Genomic DNA, 5,176 nt, shown 5'->3' on the forward strand with positions numbered 1-5,176 from the left:
AGCAGAATCCGTTCTGCTTCACCGTGCCGCGGTAGTCGCCGAACAGCAGCACCACGGCCGCCTCGTTCGGGTTCACCACGAACAGGCCCGCCAGCAGGAAGATGCTCACGACCATGGCCGAGAGCGCCGTGATCAGCATCCAGATCACATGGCTGGTGATCGCGTTGACGAACAGCCAGATCGACCCGCCCAGCAAGAGCAGCAGGAAGGGCAGGAAGAACAGGCCCGAAGCGACCTTCAGCGTCTTCTCGGTGTGCATCGGTGGCATCCTCCGCGTTGGGACCCCAGAACGGGCCTCGGTTGAGTGATGTGAGAATGATATCATAAAGAGATCATACGCGCAAACGATATTCCAGGTTGCATCAGGCGCAGGGGAGTGCCCGGGCAAGTGATGCCCCCTGTCCTGCGACGGTTATACGCCGTTCAGGATAGGACAGACCCACCGTGACGGGGGTGTCTGGAGGGCTCCTGCGCCAGGAGGGCGCAGGGGCCCGTAAGTCAAGCGCTCCAGGCACACGATGTGCCTGGAGCGCGTCCCCCGTCACAGAGGGTCTGTCCTATCCTGAACGCCGCATACCGGAGTCAGGCAGGGAGCGTTATTTGCCGGGCGCCGATTCCTTTTCGGTCCAGACCGCGATCGTCTGCAGGATCGTCCGTGTCGCCAGCTCCATGTCCTTGACGCAGACCCACTCCGTGTAGCTGTGGAAGCTCTGCTCGCCCGTGAACAGGTTCGGGGTGGGCAGCCCGCGCGCCGACAGGTTCGAGCCGTCGGTGCCGCCGCGGATCGAGCCCAGCTTCGCCGTCATGCCGCAGCGGCCGATCGCCTCCATCGCGTAGTCCACGGCGCGGGGCTCCTTGGCCAGGTCATATTTCATGTTGCGGTAGTATTCCTTGATCTGGACGTCGGCGCGGCTGCCGGGCCACTTGGCGCTGGCGGCGTCGGCGTGCTTGCGGATCAGGTCGGCCTTGGGCTTCAGCCCGGACTGGTCGAAATCGCGGATCAGCAGGTTGACGACGACCTTGCTGGTGTTGCCTTCCATGCTGATGGGGTGGACGTAGCCCTGCTTGTCCTCGGTGGTCTCGGGCGCCAGGTCCCGCGGCAGCGAGTCCAGGAACGCGCCGGCCACCTTGAGCGCCGGCACCATGCGGTCCTTGGCGTAGCCGGGGTGGATGTCGCGCCCGGTGAAGGTGACCACGGCGGCGTCGGCGCAGAACGTCTCGTTCTCGATCTCGCCGCGCTTGCCGCCGTCCATCGTGTAGGCCACGGTGGCGCCGAACTTCGCGACGTCGAAGTGCAGGACGCCCTTGCCGATCTCCTCGTCGGGCGTGAAGGCGACCTTCACGGCGCCGTGCCGGAAGCCGGGGTTCTCCACGAGGCGCGTCAGGGCTTCCATGATCTCGGCGATGCCGGCCTTGTCGTCTGCGCCCAGCAGCGTCGTGCCGTCGCCGGTGATGATCGTCTCGCCGACGCACTCCGCGAGGTAGGGGTTCTCCCGGGCCGGGATCACGATGCCGTTCTTCGGCAAGGCGATGTCGCCGCCGGGGTAGTTCTCGTGGAAGACGGGCTGGACGTCCTTGCCCGAGACCTCGGGGTAGGTGTCCATGTGGCTGATGAAGGCGATCGCCGGCACCTTGGCGGCCGCGGCGTCGCTCGCCGGCAACGAGGCGGTGACGTAGCCGTGCTCGTCCTTGGCGGCGTCCTGCAGGCCGAGCGCCTTCAGCTCCTCCACCAGGCGGGCGGCGAGCACCAGCTGGCCCGGCGAGGAGGGGTAGGTGTCCGAGCCTTCCTTGGCCTGCGTGTCCATCCTGGCGTAAGCGACGAAACGCTCGACGAGCGTCGGAAACTTCGAACCTGGCTTGCGTTCCAACATGCAGGGATCTCCTTGATGGGCGTCGTCCGGGTGGCGGGGGGGGAACCGGGATCTTGCCAGCGAATAAAGTAGGCCCCCCGCGGGGGGGGGGCAAGTACCTTCAGAGAGCCACGATATTGTGGATATCCGCCTGATCGCCTCCGAAGGCGACGCCGATCTCCCTCAACAGCGGGAACGGCGGGTCGCCGCCGGCGAAGATGAAGACGAAATCGTTGGGCAGGATGGCGGGGCCGGTCGCCGTGGCCAGGGAGACGGTGTCGGCCTGGATCGCGGTCAGCTGCGTGTCGCCCGCGAAGCGCACGGCGCCGGAGGCGATCAGGGCGTCGATCTTGTCCGCGTTGCGCTTCTTGATGCGCAGCAGGCGGGGCTTGCGGTAGGAGAGCGTCACCTCAATGTCGCGCTGGCTGGCCATGGCGACGGCCGCCTCGACCGCGCTGTCCCCGCCGCCGACGACCAGGACCCGGTTCCCCTTGTACAGCGAGGCGTCGATGAGGCGGTAGGCCACCTTGGCGGTGTCCTCGCCGGGGACGCCCAGCTTGCGGGGCGTCCCGCGCCGGCCCAGGGCGAGCACCACGTGCCGGGCGCGGTGTTCGCCGGCCGTCGTGTGGACGACGAGGTCGCCGGGGGTGCCCGTGACGTTCAGCAGGCGCTCGTCGGTGTGGATCTTCAGGTCGTGCTCGGCGTGCAGGCGCAGCCAGATGTCGAGCAGGTCCTCCTTGCTGTACTCCTTCTGGTCCAGCGTGCCGAACAGGGGGATCTCGATCGGCTGGACCAGCACCAGCTTGCGGCGGGGGTACTGCAGGATGGTGCCGCCCGGTGCCTGCTGGTCCAGCACCAGGCAGCGCAGGCCCAGCTTGCGCGCGGTCAGCGCCGCGCTCAGGCCGCCGGGCCCCGCCCCGACGACGATGGCGTCCCAGCGCGGGTCCCCGGCGGGGAAGGGGCCGCGGGCGGCGATCGACTCCATCGCGCGACGCCCCTGGTCCACGGCGTTGCTGACCAGCGCGAAGCCGCCCAGTTCGCCGGCGACGAAGATCCCCGGCCGGCTGGTCTCGAGTTCGGGGCTCAGCACCGGGATGTCGTCGCGGGTCGTGATGTCGCCCAAGCCCACCTTGAGGGCGCCGACGGGGCAGGCCTCGGCGCAGCGGCCGTGGCCGATGCAGCGGGCGCCGTTGGTGATCACCGCCTTGCCGCCGACGATGCCCAGCACGTCGCCTTCCGGGCAGGCCGCGATGCAGGAGCCGCAGCCGATGCAGGCGTTGGCGTCGATCAGCGGGTACTGGCCGACGGGCCGGTTCATGCCGAGCGCCACGGTCTCTTCCCGGCGGGCGGCATCCTGGCGCCTGGCGGCGCGGAAGCGCAGGAAGTAGGGCACGAACAGCCCGGCACCCAGCAGCAGGGCGCAACCCCAGATCAGCAGTGATTCCATGGTCCCCCCGCGAATCCTCAGAACCGCAGCGTGAGATCGGCCCGCAGGCGGTCGCCCCGGATGTCGTCGCCGCCGTCGCGCTCGTATTCCAGACCCGCCAGCCACGACCGGCCCAGGACCCGGCGCGCGCCGACCCTGGTCCAGTGGGAGTGGCGGCCGCCGATGCCGACAATGTCGTAGTTGTAGAGCCCGGCCGCGACCTGCAGGTCCAGGCCGTCGCGCAGGGGCTGGTCCAGCCGCAGCGACGGCGTCAGGCCGGAGACCCGCGGGCCGTCGAAGCCGCGCAGGTCCAGCGAGAGGTGGCTGCCGGGACCCGACAGGCCGGCGCGACCGACGGTGGAGCCCCAGCTCCAGGTGTCGCCGTCGCGGCCGGCGCCGCCGCGCACGCCGCCGTCGGCGGCCAGCGACCAGCCGCCGCCGTCCGACCAGCGCGTCCGCATGCGCAGGCCCGACCGCTCGGCGTCGCGGAAGAGGCTGTCGGGCAGGGAGCGGGTCGCCCAGGTGCGGTAGAGCTCCCGGCGGTCGTGGCTGAGCGAGGCGCTCCAGCGCGGCGTGAGCCGAGCGGACACGGTGGTGACCGTGTTGCTCAGGGCGAAGCGCCGGCCCGTCGCCGCGTAGCGCCAGTCCCGGTTGACTTCGAGTTCGGCGCTGTGGTGCAGGCGGAGGGGGCCGTCGCGCCCGAGATCGCCGTCCAGCAGGAGGTACTCGCGGCTGGGCTCGCCGCCGTTGTACTCGCCGACCGCCGCCAGCACGAGGTCCCAGGCGCGGTCGACGCCGTCCGCGTCGGACCAGGCCAGGAAGCCGCCAACCTTGCGCTCGTCGCCGCTCGGCTCGCTCGTGCGCGGGTCGGGCGTGAATCCCGCGAAGGTGCCCAGCCGCAACCCGTCGGCCAGGCGGCCGCTGGCCAGGAGCCCGTCGATCTGGCCGAAACCGCTGACGGCCCGGCTGGTGATCCGGCCCAGGCTGTAGTGCCAGCGATCGTCCGGGCGCTCGCGCGAGAGGGTGACGAGGTAGACGCGGTTGCGCCACTCGTTCTCGGCCGGGGAGGAGAAGCCGGCGGCGCGGCGGTTCTGGCGCAGGGTGCCGCGCACCTGCAGCTCGTGGCCGCCCGCGAAGGGTTCGCGGGAGCGCAGGTCGAAGCGCAGCGACGGCTGGGTCAGGTCGAGGTCCGCCTCGCTGCGGTCGTTGCTGTGGAGCCACTGCAGGGTGAGCCGGCCCCGCAGGAAGAAGGGGCGGTCCCGCTCGGCGGGCTTCGCGCGGGCGGGGCCGGTCGCCGTCGCGGGCGCCGGGGCGGTCGCCGGGACGGCGACGCTGTCGGCGGATGCGGGGGCGGGGCCCTGCTGGATCACGACCGCCGCATCGCCCGGATGGACGTCCGCGGCGTCGCCCGTGATCCGGCACGAGGCCGAATGTTCGGCCAGGTGCTCGAGCGTGACCTCGGTGACCGGCGCGTCGCGGCGCAGGATCCGCAGCACGTCGCCGGTGCGCAGGCCGTCGGCGCGGCCGGCGTCCAGGTAGACCTGCTCGGCGGACACGTAGCTGACCTTGGCGCGCGGCGGGTCCGGGTTGCCCGGCAAGCCCTCGGCGCGCGCGGCCGCGGCGGCCAGCAGGCAGATCATGACGCCGGACAGGATCCCGCTGCGGTACGTGATGCTCATTCGCTACCTCGCGGGTGGCACTGGAAGCAGGCGGCGCTCTGGTAGACGTACCCGCTCTCGCCCTGGTGCTGCTGGTCCGTCTCCGTGCGGTTGTGCTCGTGGCAGAAGATGCACTCGAACACGGCGTAGTTCGTGGGCGTCACGTGGCAGTCGACGCAGGCGTTCCACTCGTTGTCGTGACGGCCCGAGTAGATCGGGAACAGCGTGTCGTGGTTCCAGTT

General features: G+C 70.5%; 5 protein-coding genes. All 5 read right to left on the bottom strand.

Annotated elements, in window-relative coordinates; translation table 11 throughout:
* On the bottom strand, positions 1 to 259 hold a 259-nt coding region (locus Q7W29_14360; protein ID MDO9173005.1), incomplete at its 3' end, for an SPFH domain-containing protein.
* Between the two features lie 337 nt (positions 260 to 596).
* A complete protein-coding gene (gene pepT / locus Q7W29_14365) occupies positions 597 to 1,871 on the bottom strand; it encodes a peptidase T (protein ID MDO9173006.1) in 1,275 nt (424 codons plus the stop codon).
* A gap of 100 nt (positions 1,872 to 1,971) precedes the next feature.
* The gene (locus Q7W29_14370; protein ID MDO9173007.1) at positions 1,972 to 3,297 is read right to left on the bottom strand and encodes an NAD(P)-binding domain-containing protein; all 1,326 of its coding nucleotides are present in this window, start codon (positions 3,295 to 3,297) and stop codon (positions 1,972 to 1,974) included.
* A 17-nt stretch (positions 3,298 to 3,314) separates the two neighbouring features.
* Entirely contained in the window at positions 3,315 to 4,955 is a 1,641-nt protein-coding gene (locus Q7W29_14375; GenBank protein MDO9173008.1) for a hypothetical protein, read from the bottom strand.
* Positions 4,952 to 5,176, bottom strand: a 225-nt coding sequence (locus tag Q7W29_14380; GenBank protein MDO9173009.1) for a hypothetical protein, incomplete at its 5' end; no start/stop codon positions are given. The genes Q7W29_14375 and Q7W29_14380, both read right to left, overlap by 4 nt.

Source organism: bacterium, from assembly GCA_030654305.1.
Taxonomy (GTDB): domain Bacteria; phylum Krumholzibacteriota; class Krumholzibacteriia; order LZORAL124-64-63; family LZORAL124-64-63; genus PNOJ01.